We start from the raw sequence: 15282 nt of genomic DNA on the forward strand, positions 1-15282 counted from the left end.
CGCCTGCGGCGGCTTTTTTCTTGATTATTTCGGCAGCAGCTTGCGCAGCTCGGGCCAGACGTTGTCCAGCAGTTGCGGCTGCGCCGCGGCCGTCGGGTGGATGCGGTCGGCCTGGAACAGCGAGAGCGCGTCAGGCGCATCGGCCACGCCCTTGAGCAGGAAGGGCACGAGCGCGGACTTGGTCGCGCCCGCCACCTTGGAGAACACCGCCTCGAAGCGCCGCGTGTAGTCGCCGCCATAGTTCGGCGGCACCTGGATGCCGACGATCAGCACCTTCGCGCCCGCGGCCTGCGCGGCCTTGGTGATCTGCATCAGGTTGCTTTCGGTGTCGGAGAGCGGCAGGCCGCGCAGCGCGTCGTTGGCGCCGAGCTCCAGCACCACGTGGCTGGGCTTGTGCTGCGCCAGCAGCGAAGCAAGGCGCGAGCGCCCGCCGGAGCTGGTGTCGCCGCTGATGCTGGCGTTGACCACGGTGGCCGCGATCTTCTGCTGCGCAAGCCTTTTTTCCAGCAAGGGTACCCAGCCTTCGCCGCGCTTGAGGCCGTACTCTGCGCTCAGCGAATCGCCGAGCACCAGGATCACCGGCTTGCCAGCCATCGGTACTTGGGCCTGAGCCTGGGCCTGCGCCGCGGTCGTCCATAGCCCCGCGCTGCCGAGCGCGGCGGTGGTCAAGATAAAGTCACGTCGATTCAAAACCAAAGCCTTTCCATGTCCCAACCCCCGTCTGATGCAATTGTCGCCGTCGAGCATGTCTTCAAGTCCGTCACCGATTCGGCCGGCACGCTGGACATTCTGCAGGACATCGATTTCACCCTCGGCGCGCGGGAAACCGCGGCCATCGTCGGCGCCTCGGGCTCCGGCAAGAGCACGCTGCTGTCGATCATCGCGGGGCTGGACACGCCCACGCGCGGCACGGTGCGCATCGCCGGCGAAGACATCTTCGCCATCGACGAGGACGAGCGCGCCGCCGTGCGCGCGCAGCGCGTGGGCTTCGTGTTCCAGAGCTTTCAACTGCTCGGCAACCTGAGCGCGCTCGAAAACGTGATGCTGCCGCTGGAGCTGGCCAACCGCAAGGATGCGCGCAAGGCCGCCACCGAAATGCTCGGCCGCGTCGGCCTTGGCCAGCGGCTCGGGCACTACCCCAAGGTGCTCTCGGGCGGCGAGCAGCAGCGCGTGGCACTGGCCCGCGCCTTCGTGGTGCAACCGGCGCTGCTGCTGGCCGATGAGCCCACCGGCAGCCTCGACTTCGCCACCGGCGAGCAGGTGATGCGGCTGATGTTCGACCTCAATCGCGAACTCGGCACCACGCTCGTGCTCGTCACCCACGACCGGGGCATCGCGGCCCGATGCGAGCGACGCATCACCATCGAGGCCGGTCGTGTCGCACTTAATGAAAAAGTGGCTCTGGCGCCCGCCTGACAAGCGCAATAAGCTATTAAACATAAGTAAATAGCCAGCCACACAGGAGATATTCATGGAGGAGCTTCCGCCCGACGCCGTCCTGGCGCTGCAGCGCGGCAGGATGATCGAGGCCATAAAGATCGTGCGCGCCCGCACGGGCGTGGACCTCAAGTCGGCCAAGGACGCTGTCGATCGCTACGCCGACAGGCTGGAGCGGGGGGAAGGCGAAGCCAGCGGACGCGGTGCGCCTGCCGCCGCCATGCAGGACCGCGGCTTCGCCTCCATGCCCTCCATCGCACTCGCAGCCCTGGCGCAGGGCAACAAGATCGAGGCCATCCGCCTCACGCGCGAAGCCACGGGCCTGAGCCTGTCTGCGGCCAAGCGGCTGGTCGACAACCATGACGATCCGGCGCTCGGAAGTTTCAGCCCCCTGACCCAGCACATGCCCCGCCGCCAGATGGAGGAACCGGGCCGCGTGCATGGCGACGGCTACAAATGGCTGCCGGCGTTGATCATCGTGCTGGCGGCGGTCATGGCCTGGTTGTTGATTGCCGGAAAGGCTTGAGTCGATGATCGTTCCCCAGTTCTGGGCCGAAGGCCGTATCCAGGAGAGCGTGGCCGGCAAGCAGTTCACCGTGCGCCGCTTCGGCTGGTCCGACGAGAGCCCGCTGGCCGCGCAGGCGCACGCCGACCAGCGCACGCGCGATGCCTTCGATCGAATCGTCCACAAGGGCGAGAAGCTCGAGCGCCGCGAACGCAAGATGCCCTACAACGGCGCCGACGGCATGCCGATCCGCGAGGAAATCGTCGAGCGCCAGGGCGACACCGTCATCACGCGCAACACCTACGGCGCGCGCTGCCTCAACACGCCCGACGTGCTGTTCGTCGACATCGACTTCGAGGAGCCCTTGCGCGGCAGCGTGTTCGGCTTTGCGCTGGTGCCGGCGCTGATCGCCGGGGTGGTCGGCGGCTGGGCCGCCAAGACCTGGCTGGGCGGGCTGATCGCGGGCATCGTGGTCTTCGTCGTGGCATGGGTCATCGGCCAGCGCAAGAAGCGCGGCGAGCACAGCGGCAACCCCGCGCCTGAGAAGCGGGCGGCCGAGCGCATCGGGCGCTTCATGCAGCAGCACCCCGACTGGCACCTGCGCATCTACCGCACGCCCGCAGGCTTCCGGGTGCTGGCGATGCACGACGTCTTCGATCCGACCGACACCGCGGTGGCCGACTGCTTTCATGCAATGGGCGTCGACAAGGTCTACGCACGCATGTGCCGCAACCAGAAATGCTTTCGTGCCCGGGTGAGCGCCAAGCCCTGGCGCATCGGCATCGGCGAACACATGCGGCCCCAGCCGGGCATATGGCCGGTGTCGCCCGAGAAGCTGCCTGCGCGCGACGCCTGGATCGCGCGCTACGAAAAGGCAGCCGAGGGCCATGCGGCCTGCCAGTACCTGGAGAGCGTGGGCAACGGTGCGAAGGTGCATCCGAGCGCGCTGGCGGTGCAGGAACTGCACGACGAGCGTACCCGCGCGCTCAGTGGTTTGCCGATCGCCTGACCACGCGAAATGGCCAGGTCCCGGGGGTAGGGATAATCCAGGGATGTCTTCCCCCAAAGTGATCTTCGGCTTCCATGCCGTGGGCGTGCGCATCAAGACCGCGCCTAAATCGGTGCTCGAAGTGATGTTCGACGCCAGCCGGCGCGATGCGCGCATGAAACAGTTCATCGCGCGTGCGCAGGAAGCCGGTGTGCGGCTGGTCGAGGCCGACGGCCTGCGGCTGTCCAAGCTCAGCGGCAGCCACGGCCACCAGGGCGTGGTGGCACGGGTTGAACCCGTGGCCCAGGTCCGCTCGCTCGACGAACTGCTCGAGGGCCTCGAAGAGGCCGGCACCGTGCCCCTGCTGCTGGTGCTCGATGGCGTGACCGACCCGCACAACCTCGGCGCCTGCCTGCGCGTGGCCGATGGCGCCGGCGCGCATGCGGTCATCGCGCCCAAGGACCACGCGGCCGGCATCAACGCCACCGTGGCCAAGGTGGCGAGCGGCGCGGCCGAGACGGTGCCTTACTTCATGGTCACCAACCTCGCGCGCACCCTGAACGAACTCAAGGAACGCAATATCTGGTGCGTGGGCACCAGCGACGACGCGCCGGGCACCATTTACCAGAGCGATTTCAAGCGCCCGCTGGCGCTGGTGCTGGGTGCCGAAGGCGAAGGCATGCGGCAGCTCACGCGCAAGACCTGCGACGAGCTGGTGAGTATTCCGATGGCCGGTGCGGTCGAGAGCCTGAATGTCTCGGTGGCCAGTGGCGTGTGCCTCTACGAGGCGATGCGCCAGCGCGGCGCCTGAGCGCCGTCTCTTTTAGCTTTTGGGCAGCGATCCACCCTTGCGGTGGAAGTAGATGAGCTCCGCCACCCGTCGCATCTGCGGCGTGCCCAGCAGGTGGTTGAACATCCAGTCGCTCTGGAAATGGTCGAAGGCCCAGCGCAGCGCGCGCTTGAGCCGGAAGCCCGGGTAGCCACGAACGAACCACGTGGCCGGGTCGCCGGCCTCGCCGCGCACGAAGCGCGCTACGGCCTCGCCCGCGCGCTCCCCGTGCAGCAGCGCTGTGTGGATACCGCCGGCAGTCACCGGCGACACCATGCCCGCCGCATCGCCCACCAGCAGGGCCCGCTCGCGCGCCACCACCGGCAGCACGCCGCCGCACGGGATCATTCCCGCGCGCACCGCGACCGGCGGGGCGTCGCCGGGCGTGACCACCGAGGCAATCTTGCGCAGCAGCGGATCGAGCTTCAGCGCGCCCGCGCTGTTGTGCACCATGCGGCGCGCCAGCCCGATCTGGCTCACGCCGACCCCGTCGAGCGCCCAGCCGATATAGCCGGGCGCGAGCTTGCGGTCGATGAAGCAATGCAGCAGGCCGGGCGCCATACGCGCGCCCTGGTACTCGTGCTCGATGCCGTAGAGGAAGCGCGTGTTGCGCGACAGGCCCAGCGCCTTGGCAACGCGCGAGTGGGGGCCGTCAGCGCCCACGAGGTAGGTGGCCGTGATGCAGGGCCCTTGCGTCACCGGCACTTCCCACCGGCCGTTGAGCCACAGCGCCTGCTCGAACAGCGTGCCCAGCCGCACGTCGACGCCGCTGGCGCGGGCCGAGCTGACCATCCAGTCGAGCAGGGCGGGCGCGTCGGTGGCCCAGAACCAGTAGCCCGGCGCGTGCAGGTCGACGTGGCGCATGTTGGGCGCATAGAGCCGCACGCCTTCGATGCGGCGCACTAGCGCGGGTGGCACTTCGGCCAGCCACGGCACGCTGTCGACCGCGTCCTTGACGATGATGCCGGTGGTGTGCAGCTTGGCGCCGGCGGTGGTCTTCTTCTCCAGCACCATCACGCTGAGGCCTGCAAGGGCCGCGGCCCGGGCACAGGCCAGGCCCGCAAAGCTCGCGCCCACGACGAGAAGGTCGACCTTGATGTTGCCGGGGCTTGCTGCCGGAGCCGGGGCCGGCTGGGGCGCTGCGCAGGATGAGGAGGCGAGGGGAGAAAAGAAGCTGGAAGAAGTGTGCATGGGGCAGCCAACTGGATTCGATGCGCACCGCGGTCTGCGGTGCGCATGCGAAGTTAGCTACGCCATGTGCGTGCGGCGTGAAGCCTGTGTGAACCTAATGGATGCACCCGGCCGGTCAGGACGGATCCTTGCCACGCGTGCGGCTCACCGCGCTGAAGATGCCGATCCCCAGCAGGATCACCGCCCCGATGCCGATGTAGAGCGTCGGCACGCCGGCGACGGAGGCGCCCCAGATGAGGCCGCCCAGGAAGATCACGAAACCGATCATGTAGAGCGCGAATGACATCGTCGTTCCTCTGGAAGCTGAGATGCCTTGCAGTATCCCGAGGGGTGGCAGGTGCCACACAGGCGTCGACCGCCAGTGCGTGTCGGAGCTTGCCTACCCTGCGCGTGCGGCTACTCCGGGCTTGCCGCCAGCAGATAGCGGCAGGCGGTGCGCCCCAGCGCCTTGAAGACCAGCGGCCGGTCCACGCCGAAGTCGAGGCAGTCGCCCGGTGCGAGTTCGAAGCGCTCGTCGCCGTAGTCCACCCGCAGCGCGCCTTCGAGCATCCACAGGCATTGCCGGTAGGGCTTGCCGCTCCAGCGCGGGTAGTCGACCTGCGCCGAGCGCGGCAGCTCGACCTCGACCAACTCGACGCCGCTGCCCGCATGACGCTCGGCGACCTGGCGCCGCAGGTAGCCGGCTTTCGGGTCGCGCCAGATTTCTTGCTCGGCGCGCGTGCGCAGGCGCTGTGGCTGCTCTTTCTCTTCCGTCAGGAGCTGCGCCAGCGGCACCCCAAGCCCGGCGGCCAGCCGGCCCAGCAGCACGGCCGTGGGGCTGCTCTGCGCACGCTCCACCTTGGAAATCATGGCCTTGCTCACGCCCGAACGCTCAGCCAGCTCCGCGAGGCTCAGTGCTTGCGCCTGCCTCAGCGCCAGCAGCCGGGTGGCGATGAGCATGTCGATGTTCTGGCCGGGCGTGTCGGCAGGAGATGAATCGTTTCTCATATGAGATTATTATTCTCCTATATTGAACGAAATTTCAACGAGGACACCATGCGTCTCATCCCCTGCACAGAAGAAGCGCACTCCGCCGCGATCCTGGCCATCCTCAACGAGGCCATCGTCACTTCCACCGCGTTGTACGACTACAAGCCGCGCACGCCAGAGAACATGGTCGCGTGGTTCGCCACCAAGCGCGCCAACGGCTTTCCCGTGATCGGTGCCGTGGACGATGCCGGCAAGCTGCTGGGTTTCGCCAGCTACGGCACGTTCCGTGCCTTTCCCGCCTACAAGTACACGGTGGAACACTCGGTCTATGTCGACAGCGCGCACCGCGGCGAGGGCCTGGGCCGCACGCTGATGGAAGCGATCATTGCCGAGGCCATCGCGCGCGACGTGCATGTGATGGTCGGTGCCATCGATGCAGCCAACGCCGGCAGCATCGCGCTGCACGAGCGCCTGGGCTTCGAGCATTCGGGCACGGTGCGGCAGGCCGGTTTCAAGTTCGGCCGCTGGCTCGACGTGGCCTTCTACCAGCGCATTCTTGCGACGCCGATGAATCCGGTCGACGGCTAGCAGCTAGACCAGCGCAAAGAAGCGCATCACCACCTCGGCCGGGTGGCGCACACCGGCGCCGACGAACATGCGCTCGTTGATCCATTTCAGCGAAGGCGAGGCGGTCTCGAAGCGCGGGCTGCAGCGGAAGTACACCTGCGACGGATCGACCGTCTCGCCGCGCAGCAGCTTGCCCATCACCTCGGGCGAGGCCGAACGCATCGCATGGTTCTGCACGTAGACCATATCGCCGGCATCGGTCTCCAGGCCGTAGCGCGCGTCGAGCTCGGAAAGCGTGTCGCTCACTATCAGCTGAAAGTCGCTGCCGCCCGGCAGCACGCGCGCCCGCCAGCCGTGGCCGATGGCTTCGCCACCCGTGATCGGCACCACGCGGCGCAGTCCGCGCGGGCTGTTGCCCAGCACCTGCGGCACGCCCACCTCGACGCGCAGGTCGACGAAGTGCTCGAGTGCGGGCGCTGCAATGGTGTCGAACACGCTCATCGCCGGGAGCCGCTCAGGCAGCGTGTTTTGCTTCGGCGCTGGCGCGGTCGAGCATCTCGATGGTGCCCGCGTCGAGCTTCAGCTGCGTCGCGACCACGAGCTCTTCGAGCTGCGCGATGGAGGTGGCGCTGGCAATGGGCGCCGTCACGCCCGGCCGAGCGATCTGCCAGGCGATGGCGACCTGGCCCGGCTTGGCGTTGTACTGCTGGGCCACCTTGTCGAGTGCGTCGAGGATGCGCAGGCCGCGCTCGTTGAGGTACTTCTTCGTGGTGTTGGCGCCGCGCGCGCTCTTGGCGGCATCGGCCTCGGTGCGGTACTTGCCCGTGAGGAAGCCGGCGGCCAGAGCGTAGAAGTTGATCACGCCCACTTCGCGCTTGATGCACAGCGGCTCCAGCGCATCTTCGAACACGGCGCGGTCGTACAGGTTGTACAGCGGCTGCAGGCTTTCATAGCGGGCGATGCCCAGGCGTTCCGACACGTCGAGCGCCTCGGCCAGCCGCGGTGCGCTGTAGTTCGAGGCGCCGATGGCGCGCACCTTGCCTTCCTTGATCAGGTCGTCGAAGGCGCCGAGCGATTCTTCGAGAGGCGTGCCGGCATCGTCGTCGTGCGACTGGTAGAGGTCGATGTAGTCCGTCTGCAGGCGCTTGAGCGAGGCCTCGACCGCTTCGCGGATGTACTTGGGCGCCAGGCCCACCTTGCCTTCGCCCATCGGCTTGCCGACCTTGGTGGCCAGCACCACGCGATTGCGCTTGCCGCTGTGCTTGAGCCACTTGCCGATGATCGTCTCCGACTCGCCGCCGGTGTGGCCCGGCACCCATGCCGAATACACGTCCGCGGTGTCCACGAAGTTGAAGCCCGCATCCAGCCAGGCATCGAGCAGCTTGAACGACGCCGCTTCGTCGACGGTCCAGCCGAACACGTTGCCGCCGAAGGCGAGCGGGGAAACCAGGAGGCCGGAGCGGCCGAGCGGGCGGAGTTGCGACATGTCGAGTGTTCCTGAAGAAGAAATAGATGAGACGAAGGATCAGACGAAGCCCACGGCGCCCAGCGCCGCCCCGGCGCCGAGCAGCCAGAGCAGGTGAATGCGCGTGCGCCAGACAATAAGGGCGGAAACGCCGGTCAGCAGCCACAGGTGCCAGGCAGGCGCATTGCCGGCATGGTTTCCCGCCGCCAGCACCCAGCCGGTGGCGATCAGCAGGCCCACCACCACGGGCGCCATGCCCTGCTTGAAGGCGCGCACCTCGCGGCGCGTGCGGTTGCGGTGGCCCCAGCGCGTGGCGAAGTAGGTGAGGGTGGTGCTCGGCAGCATGATGCCGACCATGGTGAGCATCAGCCCGAAGAAGCCGAGCAGCCAGGCCGAGGGCCCGGCGCCGATGCCGCCGCCCGCGTTGAGCCCGACGTTCCAGCCCATCAGCGCCACGAACAGCACGTTGGGGCCGGGCGCGGCTTGCGCGATGGCAATGGAGGAGCTGAACTGCGCATCGGTGAGCCAGCTGTGCTGGACTACGAGGTAGCGGTGCATGTCGGGCACCGTGGTGATGGCGCCGCTGATCGACAGCAGCGACAGCAGCGCGTATTGACCGAACAGGGCCAGCCAGTCGTGCCATTGCATCGTGATGGTCATGGCGCGATCTTCTTCCAGGTCCACACGCAGGCGACGCCACCGACCACCAGCAGCACCCATCCGAGCGGGATCTTGAACACCGCAATGGCCACGAACACCAGCGCCATGAAGGAGAGGCAGGTTGCAAAGCCCAGCGGATGCTTGCGCAACTGCGGCACCAGCTTGATACCGGTCGCGGCAATCAGTCCGCCCGACACCGCGCCCATGCCGCGCAGCGCGGCCGCCACCTGCGGGTTGCCGGCGAAGTGCGCATACAGCACGGCCAGCGCAAGGATGACGACCAGCGGAATGGTCAACATGCCCGCCAGGGCGGCGAGTGCGCCGCGCAAGCCGAAGTAGCGGTCGCCGATCATCAGAGCGAGGTTGATCACGTTGGGACCCGGCATCACCTGCGCCACGGCCCAGTCTTCGAGGAACTGCTCGGGCGTGAGCCATTTCTTCTTCTCGACCATCTCGCGCTGGACGATGGCGAGCACACCGCCGAAGCCCTGCAACGCGAGCCAGGTGAATGAAACAAAAAGGTCGCGTGGCGACTGGGGCTGGGCAGCGGGGGGAGACGGGTGCATGTGGAGCGATTATCGTAGGCACGCTTTCAACATGCCGGGCGCCGGATCGACATGGCGCCGGGCGATTCCACAGGGACACTTCAGCATGGTCAAGCAACTGCGCGCACTCTTCGATCTCTGCCAGCGGGCCTTCAACTCCTGGTCGAACGATTACGCCCCGAGCATGGGCGCCGCGCTGGCCTACTACACAGTGTTCTCCATTGCACCGCTGCTGCTGATCGTGATTGCGGTGGCCGGCCTGGTCTTCGGGCAGGAGGCCGCGCGCGGCGAGATCTTCGCGCAGCTCTCGGGCCTGATGGGCGAGCAGGGTGCGGCTGCGGTGCAGGGCATGCTGAAGGCCGTCAACAAGCCGGCCGAAGGCATCGTCGCCACGGTGATCGGCATCGGGCTGCTGGTGCTGGGCGCCACCACCGTCTTCGGCGAACTGCAGGACGCGCTCGACCGCATCTGGCGCGCGCCGGCCCGCGCCAAGAACAAGGGGCTGTTCAACATGCTGCGCGTGCGGATGCTGTCGTTCAGCATGATCATGGGCATCGGCTTTTTGCTGATGGTGTCGCTGGTGGCGAGTGCGGCGCTCGCGGCCCTGGGCAAGTGGTGGTCGCCTGTGTTCGGAGCGTGGGAGACAACGGCGCAGGCCGTCAACTTCGTCTTCAGCTTCGCGATGGTGACGGCGATCTTCGCGATGATCTACAAGATCATGCCGCGCGCCAAGGTGCAGTGGCGCGACGTGTGGGTGGGGGCGGCGGTCACGGCGCTACTCTTCACTGTGGGCAAGCACCTGATCGGGCTGTACATCGGCAAGAGCAGCGTGGCCTCGGGCTACGGGGCCGCGGGCTCGCTGGTGGTGGTGCTGGTGTGGGTTTACTACTCGGCGCAGATCTTCCTGCTGGGGGCCGAGTTCACCTGGGTCTATGCGCGTACCTACGGCTCGATGAAGGACACGAAGGGCATCGCCGACCCGAACCCGTCGCCGACGCGCAACGTGCCGCTGCCGCACAACGACACCTGAGCCTCGCTTCAGCCGGCGAAGCCGCCTTCGTCGAGGTACTTCTGCTCTTCCGCCGTGGTGCTGCGCCCCATCATCCTGTTGCGGTGCGGAAAGCGGCCGAAGCGCGCAATGATGTCCCGGTGCAGCACCGCGTAGCGCTGCGTATTGGCGTCGAGCGCCGCGTTGAGTTCGACCGAGCGCTCCTGCTCGGCCAGCACTTCGGAATGCATGAAGGGCAGGTAGAAGAAACGTCGCAGCACCGGTTCGCACTGCAGGTCGAAGCCTGATTCGACTGCCTGCTTCGCCACGGCCAGCGCCTTGCCGTCGGTGGCCAGCATGTGCGGGCTGCCGCGCCAGGTGTTGCGGGGAAACTGGTCGAACAGCACCAGCAAGGCCAGGGCGCCTTCGGCGTCGGATGTCCAGTGGTCGAGCTCGCCGCGGGCTGCGGCCTGATGGGCGTGCGAGAAGCGGGCGGCGAAGTCGGCGTCGAAGGCGTCGTTCTTGGCAAACCAGCGGTCCGGGCCGGCTTCGCGCCAGAAATCGACCACGTCGCGGGCGGTGGGGAGGGCGTTGAAAGTCATCGTTGCATTTTCTTTCAGCCTTTCAGCCCTTTTTCAGCCCTTTATCAGCCGTTAGGCGGCCGTCAAAGTCGGGGTGGTGGCCGACAAGCCAAGCCCGCCGTGCTGCCTATGCTGTGGAGGCTTTCATAACTCAGGAGATCAAGCTCATGACCAAATATGGCACCCTTTTGCGCGCAGCCCTCATCACCGGGGTGGCCAGTGCCGCGCTGGTCGGCTGCGGAATGATGTCGAAGTCGAACGTCGCGAGCTTCAGCGGCGCGATGAACGCAGCCAGCGAAGTCCCGCCCAACATGACGCGCGGCAGCGGCATGGCCGAGGCCTGGCTCGACCGCGACACCAACGTGCTCAAGTACAAGATCACCTACACCGGCCTGAGCGGTCCGGCCACCATGGCGCACTTCCACGGCCCGGCCGCCGCGGGCGCCAATGCGGGCGTGGTGCTGCCCTTTGCCAACCCGGCGAGCCCGATCGAAGGCCAGGCCACGCTCACGCCGGCACAGGCGGCCGACCTGTCCGCGGGCAAGTGGTACGCCAACGTGCACACCGCCGCCAACCCGGGCGGCGAGATCCGCGGACAGATGCTGCCGAAGATGTGACATCGTCCCGGGGGCAACAACCCCTGGTCAGGTTGGTGTCGCGGGGCTGGTGTCAAATGAACGCATGACGACGACACCACCGAAGAAGAAACCCCGTGCCGCCTCCTCCAAGCCCCTCAACCCTTTTGCTTCGCGCCGCGAAGACATGCGCACCGCCCGCAAGGCGCTGGTGCTGCAGGGTGGGGGCGCGCTCGGCGCCTACCAGGCCGGCGTGTATGCGGCGCTCAGCGAAACCGAGCTGCAGCCGCACTGGATTGCCGGCGTCTCCATCGGCGCCATCAATGCGGCACTGATTGCGGGCAATGCACCGGAAACGCGCGTCGACCGGCTGCGCGAGTTCTGGCACCTTGTGTCTTCGGGCCCCTCGCAGCGCCTGCCTTCTTGGCTGGGCGACCGGGCCCTGCAGAACCAGTACAGCGCCACCATGGCCTCGCTGGTGGGCATTCCGGGCTTCTTCGAGCCGCGGTACTCGCCGGCCTTCCTGATGGGTGGCGCGGCGCCGCTGCTGAGCTATTACGACACCTCCGCGCTCAAGTCCACTCTGGAGCGCCTCGTCGACTTCGACCGCATCAATGCCTGCGAGGCGCGCTTCAGCGTGGGTGCGGTCAATGTGCGCACCGGCAACTCGGTGTACTTCGACAACACGCGCCAGCTCATCGGGCCCGAGCACATCATGGCCAGCGGCGCGCTGCCGCCGGGCTTCGCGCCAATCAGCATCGATGGCGACGACTACTGGGACGGCGGCATCGTGTCGAACACGCCGCTGCAGTACGTGCTCGACACGCATCCGCGCAGCGAGCCGCTGGTGGTGCTGCAGGTCGACCTGTTCAATGCGCGCGGCGAGATGCCGCGCACCATGGCGGGCGTGATGGAGCGGCAGAAGGACATCACCTACTCCAGCCGCACCCGCATGAACACCGATGCGCTGGCCGCCAACATGAACCTGCAGCAGGCGATTGCCGACCTGATCTCCAAGCTGCCGGCAGGCCTGCGCAACGACCCGAGCGTGCTCGCGGTGCAGTCGCAGCTCACGCACGAGCCCATAGACATCTTCCACCTGATCTACCGCGACAAGCCCTACGAGTTGGAGTCCAAGGACTACGAGTTCTCGCGCGCCGCCGTTGAAGAGCACTGGGATTCGGGTGCGCGCGACATGCGCAACACGCTGGCCCACCCCGAGACGCTGCGCGCCGACGCAACCGTCAACGGTGTGACCACTTTCGACCTTGGCGAGCACGGCTCGGGGCGCGTCAAGCGGCCGGGCCTGTCGCGCTGACACGGACGATTCAGCCTCAACTAAGAAACCAGCGCGAGACTGGGCCGTCACTTCAACAGGAGGAAATGTTTTCATGAACATTGAAGATGTGCGACGAACGGCATTCGCGATGCCGCTGACCAATCCCGCCTTTCCGCCCGGTCCTTACCGCTTCGTGCGGCGCGAATTTCTCATCCTCACGTACCGCACCGACATGGACGCCCTGCGCGCCGTGGTGCCCGAGCCGCTCGAAGTGGTCGAGCCGCTGGTCAAGTACGAATTCATCCGCATGCCCGACTCCACCGGCTTCGGCGACTACACCGAGTCGGGCCAGGTCATTCCGGTGCAGCTGCGCACCGCCAGGGGCGTGGAGAAGGGCGCGTACGTGCACGCGATGTACCTCAACGACCATCCGCCCATTGCCGGCGGGCGCGAGCTCTGGGGCTTTCCGAAGAAGCTCGCCTCGCCGGTGCTCGACTACGAGACCGACGTGGTGGTCGGAACGCTCGACTACGGCAAGGTGCGCGTGGCCAAGGCCACGATGGGCTTCAAGCATCGCGCGCTCGACCCGGAGCCCATCCTCGCGGGCATTGCGCAACCCAACTTTCTGCTCAAGATCATTCCGCACGTCGACGGCACGGCGCGCATCTGCGAACTGGTGCGCTATCACATGGTCGACGTCACGCTGCACGGCGCATGGGGCGGGCCCGGCTCGCTCGAACTGCACCCGCACGCGCTGGCACCCGTGGCCGACCTGCCGGTGCTCAAGGTCGAATCGGCCGTGCACTACATCGCGGACATGACGCTCGCACTCGGCACGGTCGAGCACGACTATCTCGCCTGATTCTTGCTGCCCTTTTCAAACCCGACTCTTACCAAGGAACATCACCATGCAACTCAAGGACAAGGTCGCCTACATCACTGGCTCGGCCAGCGGCATCGGCAAGGAAATCGCCATCCTGTTCGCGCAGGAGGGCGCCAAGATCATCATTGCCGACCTCAACAAAGAAGCGGCCGACGCCACCGCGGCCGAGCTCAAGGCCACCGGCGCACAGGCCATCGGCGTGGGTGTCGACGTGACGAACGAAGACCAGGTCAACGCCTCGGTCGAAGAGGGCGCTGCGGCCTTCGGCGGCATCGACATCCTCATCAGCAACGCCGGCATCCAGATCGTTCACCCGGTGGAAGAGTTCAGCTTCGCCGACTGGAAGAAGATGCTCGCCATTCACCTCGACGGCGCCTTCCTCACCACGAAAGCTTGCCTGAAGCACATGTATGCACAAGGTCGCGGCGGCAGCGTGATCTACATGGGCTCGGTGCACTCGAAGGAAGCCTCACTGCTGAAGGCTCCTTACGTCACCGCCAAGCACGGTCTCATCGGCCTGGCCAAGACGGTTGCGAAGGAAGGCGCCAAGCACGGCGTGCGCGCCAACGTGATCTGCCCGGGCTTCGTGCGCACGCCGCTCGTCGAAAAGCAGATTCCCGAGCAGGCCAAGACCCTGGGCATCAGCGAGCAGGAAGTCATCAAGAACGTGATGTTGAAGGAAACGGTCGACGGCGAATTCACGACCACGGAAGACGTGGCGCGCGTCGCGCTGCTGTTCGCGGGCTTCCCGACCAATGCACTCACCGGCCAGTCGCTCGTCGTGAGCCACGGCTGGTTCATGCAATAAGCAGACGCTACAGCTTCAACTCCCAGGTTTCACCGACCTGTGGCGAGCCGTAGCCCTCGTGCGGCTCCGACTTGGTGAGCTGGAAGCCGCGCTTGGCGTAGATGCCGCGTGCGGCCACCAGGCAGCTGTTGGTCCACAGCACCATCTTCTTGTAGCCCTTGAGGCGCGCGAAGGCGATGCATTCGTCCACCAGCTTGCCGCCCAGGCCGAGCCCGCGCGCGGCGGGCGCGAGGATCAGCAGGCGCAGCTGCGCCACCGCGGCCGACTTGCGCACCACGAAGATCGCGCCCACCCGCTCGCCGTTGAGCTCGGCAATCCAGCAGCGCTCCCACTCGGGCTGGAACTTGAGCAGGAATTCACCCGCGATGCCGGCCACCAGCGCTTCGAAGGTGCTGTTCCAGCCGTACTCGCGCGCATAGATCTCGCCATGCTGCTGCACCACCCAGCCGATGTCGCCGGGTGCCGGGTCGCGCAGGATGGCCGCCTGGGTCTTGGCCGGGGCGGCTTCGGGGTCGAGCAGCGACTGCACCGTGCCCATGGCCTGCACCAGCTGCTGGCGCTGTGGCGGCGCGAGCGAGGCGAGCAGGGCGGTGGCTTCTTCACGCGATTTCTGTTGCAGCGGCGCGAATGCGGCGTGGCCGGCCTCGGTCAGGCGCAGGACGCTCTGGCGCGCATCGCGCGGATGCGGCTCGCGCGTGAGCCAGCCTTCGTTTTCGAAGCGGCGCAGGATGCGGCTCATGTAGCCCGCGTCGAGCCCGAGGTCACGCCCGATTTCGCTCGCGACCGCCACCTCGCGGTGCGCCAGCTCGTACAGCACGCGCACGTCGGTCAACGACATGGCGCTGCCGAGGTAGGGGTCGAGGGCGCCGATGCGGCGGGTGTAGAAGCGGTTGAATTGACGGATCGCCTTGACGGCGGCGGGGTCGATGTTGGGTAAAGTGGCTGACATGGTTGCCATTGTCATTCAGAAGGTTGACTTTGGCAATCAATTGAGGCTTCGAAGAGGCCCGGT

At 66.8% G+C, this 15282-nt stretch carries 20 protein-coding genes; 10 read left to right on the plus strand and 10 right to left on the minus strand.

Going from position 1 to position 15282, the window contains the following annotated elements:
* Positions 1-24: 24 nt before the first annotated feature.
* Positions 25-669, minus strand: a complete 645-nt coding sequence (locus BMW87_RS19595) for an arylesterase (protein ID WP_176928734.1) — start codon at positions 667-669, stop codon at positions 25-27.
* A 36-nt stretch (positions 670-705) separates the two neighbouring features.
* On the opposite strand from BMW87_RS19595, the gene BMW87_RS19600 reads away from it, so the two are divergent.
* From BMW87_RS19600 to rlmB, 4 genes are read left to right on the plus strand one after another with little or no spacing between them, the layout of a single operon-like run.
* The gene (locus tag BMW87_RS19600; protein WP_093052161.1) at positions 706-1416 is read left to right on the plus strand and encodes an ABC transporter ATP-binding protein; all 711 of its coding nucleotides are present in this window, start codon (positions 706-708) and stop codon (positions 1414-1416) included.
* A gap of 55 nt (positions 1417-1471) precedes the next feature.
* Positions 1472-1963 (plus strand): hypothetical protein, encoded by a 492-nt coding sequence (locus tag BMW87_RS19605; RefSeq protein WP_093078108.1) that lies wholly within the window; start codon positions 1472-1474, stop codon positions 1961-1963.
* Between the two features lie 4 nt (positions 1964-1967).
* Complete coding sequence (locus tag BMW87_RS19610) at positions 1968-2951, plus strand: inorganic phosphate transporter (protein WP_093052157.1); 984 nt, start codon at positions 1968-1970, stop codon at positions 2949-2951.
* A 43-nt stretch (positions 2952-2994) separates the two neighbouring features.
* Entirely contained in the window at positions 2995-3741 is a 747-nt protein-coding gene (gene rlmB, locus BMW87_RS19615; RefSeq protein WP_007828317.1) for a 23S rRNA (guanosine(2251)-2'-O)-methyltransferase RlmB, read from the plus strand.
* Positions 3742-3753: 12 nt separating this feature from the next.
* On the opposite strand, the gene BMW87_RS19620 is transcribed toward rlmB, so the two are convergent.
* The 3 genes from BMW87_RS19620 to BMW87_RS19625 form a co-directional block, all read right to left on the minus strand.
* Positions 3754-4950 carry an NAD(P)/FAD-dependent oxidoreductase gene (locus BMW87_RS19620; protein WP_093078110.1) on the minus strand — a complete coding sequence of 399 codons (1197 nt, stop codon included), beginning with the start codon at positions 4948-4950 and terminating at the stop codon, positions 3754-3756.
* 115 nt (positions 4951-5065) lie between these two features.
* Complete coding sequence (locus BMW87_RS35125) at positions 5066-5236, minus strand: hypothetical protein (protein ID WP_176928733.1); 171 nt, start codon at positions 5234-5236, stop codon at positions 5066-5068.
* A 110-nt stretch (positions 5237-5346) separates the two neighbouring features.
* Positions 5347-5937 carry a helix-turn-helix domain-containing protein gene (locus tag BMW87_RS19625; protein ID WP_093078111.1) on the minus strand — a complete coding sequence of 197 codons (591 nt, stop codon included), beginning with the start codon at positions 5935-5937 and terminating at the stop codon, positions 5347-5349.
* A gap of 48 nt (positions 5938-5985) precedes the next feature.
* Between BMW87_RS19625 and BMW87_RS19630 the strand changes: the two genes are divergently transcribed.
* Positions 5986-6507, plus strand: a complete 522-nt coding sequence (locus tag BMW87_RS19630) for a GNAT family N-acetyltransferase (protein WP_093078113.1) — start codon at positions 5986-5988, stop codon at positions 6505-6507.
* 3 nt (positions 6508-6510) lie between these two features.
* Here the strand turns inward: BMW87_RS19630 and BMW87_RS19635 are convergent, their stop codons facing one another.
* From BMW87_RS19635 to BMW87_RS19650, 4 genes are read right to left on the minus strand one after another with little or no spacing between them, the layout of a single operon-like run.
* A complete protein-coding gene (locus BMW87_RS19635) occupies positions 6511-6987 on the minus strand; it encodes a DUF3237 domain-containing protein (RefSeq protein WP_093078114.1) in 477 nt (158 codons plus the stop codon).
* A gap of 13 nt (positions 6988-7000) precedes the next feature.
* Positions 7001-7972 carry an aldo/keto reductase gene (locus tag BMW87_RS19640; RefSeq protein WP_093078116.1) on the minus strand — a complete coding sequence of 324 codons (972 nt, stop codon included), beginning with the start codon at positions 7970-7972 and terminating at the stop codon, positions 7001-7003.
* A gap of 39 nt (positions 7973-8011) precedes the next feature.
* Complete coding sequence (locus tag BMW87_RS19645) at positions 8012-8611, minus strand: chromate transporter (protein WP_093053164.1); 600 nt, start codon at positions 8609-8611, stop codon at positions 8012-8014.
* Complete coding sequence (locus tag BMW87_RS19650) at positions 8608-9177, minus strand: chromate transporter (protein WP_093078117.1); 570 nt, start codon at positions 9175-9177, stop codon at positions 8608-8610. Before BMW87_RS19650 ends, BMW87_RS19645 begins: the two co-directional genes overlap by 4 nt.
* Positions 9178-9262: 85 nt before the next feature.
* Between BMW87_RS19650 and BMW87_RS19655 the strand changes: the two genes are divergently transcribed.
* Positions 9263-10186: a YihY/virulence factor BrkB family protein gene (locus tag BMW87_RS19655; protein WP_093078119.1), complete on the plus strand. Its 924-nt coding sequence runs from the start codon at positions 9263-9265 to the stop codon at positions 10184-10186.
* Positions 10187-10194: 8 nt separating this feature from the next.
* Here BMW87_RS19655 and BMW87_RS19660 read toward each other — a convergent pair whose 3' ends face one another.
* Positions 10195-10746 carry a DUF924 family protein gene (locus BMW87_RS19660; RefSeq protein WP_093078120.1) on the minus strand — a complete coding sequence of 184 codons (552 nt, stop codon included), beginning with the start codon at positions 10744-10746 and terminating at the stop codon, positions 10195-10197.
* 146 nt (positions 10747-10892) lie between these two features.
* Between BMW87_RS19660 and BMW87_RS19665 the strand changes: the two genes are divergently transcribed.
* The 4 genes from BMW87_RS19665 to BMW87_RS19680 all read left to right on the plus strand — a co-directional run bounded on the left by BMW87_RS19665 (position 10893) and on the right by BMW87_RS19680 (position 14270).
* On the plus strand, positions 10893-11342 hold the full coding sequence (locus BMW87_RS19665; protein WP_093052127.1) for a CHRD domain-containing protein: 450 nt from the start codon (positions 10893-10895) through the stop codon (positions 11340-11342).
* Positions 11343-11406: 64 nt separating this feature from the next.
* Complete coding sequence (locus BMW87_RS19670; RefSeq protein ID WP_093052123.1) at positions 11407-12618, plus strand: patatin-like phospholipase family protein; 1212 nt, start codon at positions 11407-11409, stop codon at positions 12616-12618.
* Between the two features lie 73 nt (positions 12619-12691).
* Positions 12692-13441, plus strand: a complete 750-nt coding sequence (locus BMW87_RS19675; RefSeq protein WP_093052120.1) for an acetoacetate decarboxylase — start codon at positions 12692-12694, stop codon at positions 13439-13441.
* A 46-nt stretch (positions 13442-13487) separates the two neighbouring features.
* On the plus strand, positions 13488-14270 hold the full coding sequence (locus BMW87_RS19680) for a 3-hydroxybutyrate dehydrogenase (protein ID WP_093052117.1): 783 nt from the start codon (positions 13488-13490) through the stop codon (positions 14268-14270).
* A 7-nt stretch (positions 14271-14277) separates the two neighbouring features.
* Here BMW87_RS19680 and BMW87_RS19685 read toward each other — a convergent pair whose 3' ends face one another.
* Entirely contained in the window at positions 14278-15234 is a 957-nt protein-coding gene (locus BMW87_RS19685) for a bifunctional helix-turn-helix transcriptional regulator/GNAT family N-acetyltransferase (RefSeq protein ID WP_093078122.1), read from the minus strand.
* Between the last annotated feature and the right edge of the window lie 48 nt (positions 15235-15282).

The organism is Variovorax sp. OV084 (assembly GCF_900111625.1).
Taxonomy (GTDB): domain Bacteria; phylum Pseudomonadota; class Gammaproteobacteria; order Burkholderiales; family Burkholderiaceae_C; genus Variovorax.